This window comes from Microbacterium sp. NPDC055455 (assembly GCF_053619935.1).
Genome location: NZ_JBSHLB010000019.1, coordinates 1 through 1368, shown reverse-complemented (window position 1 = coordinate 1368; position 1368 = coordinate 1). Strand labels below are relative to the sequence as shown.

The 1368-nt window shown below is 62.7% G+C and carries 2 protein-coding genes; both read left to right on the top strand.

Annotated elements, in window-relative coordinates:
* Positions 1-141 precede the first annotated feature (141 nt).
* Positions 142-447 (top strand): hypothetical protein, encoded by a 306-nt coding sequence (locus ACWGUG_RS18575; protein ID WP_452325526.1) that lies wholly within the window; start codon positions 142-144, stop codon positions 445-447.
* 75 nt (positions 448-522) lie between these two features.
* Positions 523-1266 carry a DUF2786 domain-containing protein gene (locus ACWGUG_RS18570; protein ID WP_452325525.1) on the top strand — a complete coding sequence of 248 codons (744 nt, stop codon included), beginning with the start codon at positions 523-525 and terminating at the stop codon, positions 1264-1266.
* The last annotated feature ends 102 nt before the right edge of the window (positions 1267-1368 follow it).

Here is a 1368-nt window from a genome sequence, read left to right as displayed (position 1 = left end):
CAGAAAAAGATTGACCAATTTCCCGATATGGGTTGACCCCCAACCGTATACCCGGTATACTCTTAATTAACGGGGAACGGAAAAGGAACCGCCCCCGACACCTTCAACCCGAAAGGGAACATCATGCACAGGAATGCCGAAATGACCAGTAATGGCCAGATCGCAACCGCGGAATTCTTCACGCGGGCGGCGAAGGCCACCAGCGTCGAGGACATGCTCGAAATCATCGAGCAGTACAAGGGGGAGTGGGACACCGACGTTCCCGTCCGATGGGGCTGCGTCCTTCTCGAAGCGGTGCTCGAGGCCAATGCCTGGCAGGTGGAGTCGTTCGGCTGGGGTTCGTTCGTGGCAATGATCAAGGGCACTCGGATCGGCTCGGCGATTCAGTTCGACGGGGGCATGGTGACCCATCACCAGGACTACCACTGGCTGAAGGGGCCGATCTAAGCCCGCACAAGGGGAGGGGCGCGCATTCCCCAATCACGCGCACAACCACACACCTTCAACCCGAAAGGGAACGTCATGACCACCACGACCACCACGACCACCAAGAAGGCCAACATCGAGGAGCGCGTCCGCAAGCTGCTGGCGCAAGCTCACGACCAGGAGGGCACGCCCGAGGGGGAGACGTTCCGCGCCAAGGCGTTCGAGATGATCGCCCGCTATGGCATCGAGGAGGCGGCGCTCGCCAAGAACGAGAAGCGAGACGACATCGTGCAGTCCATCGTGGAACTCGGCGGCGTTCACAGCGATCTCCGCTCATACCTGATGAGCATGATGGCTGACGCACTGCACTGCATGACCGTCGTCCATACGGTCAACCGCAGCCGCAGGATCAGCAAGATCGAAATCTTCGGCCGGAAGGCGCATGTCGAGCGGGTGACGTTTCTGTTCGACGTTCTCGCCCCGCAGATGCTCGCGCTCGCGGCGAAGGTCAAGCGGGAGCACCACTGGGAGCCGGCCACGGCAACCCAGCGACGCTCCGTCATGCTCGGCTTCATGCAGGGCGTGAAGGATGTTCTCGTGGAGGTCGAGCGCCGCACGGTCGAAGCCGTCGAGCAGGAATCCGGCAAGGATCTCTGCCTGGTGGACGACAAAACGCGAGCGCAGGAAGCCCTGGCAATGGCTCACCCCGTCCTTGGGCAACCACGGAAGGGGCCGATGATCCGCGACCGCAACTCGTTCAATGAAGGGCGGGAAGCGGGGCGGGAAGCGGCCCGTCGGAACGGCACCGCGATGAGTGGCCGAAAAGCCCTCGCCGGATAGCTCGAAGCGAGTGCGTCGAAGGCCCGGCCCCGTCAGGGGTCGGGTCTTTTTGGCATGGACAAGAGGGGTGGGCGGGGAGCCGAGCCAGGCCACCATCCCGCG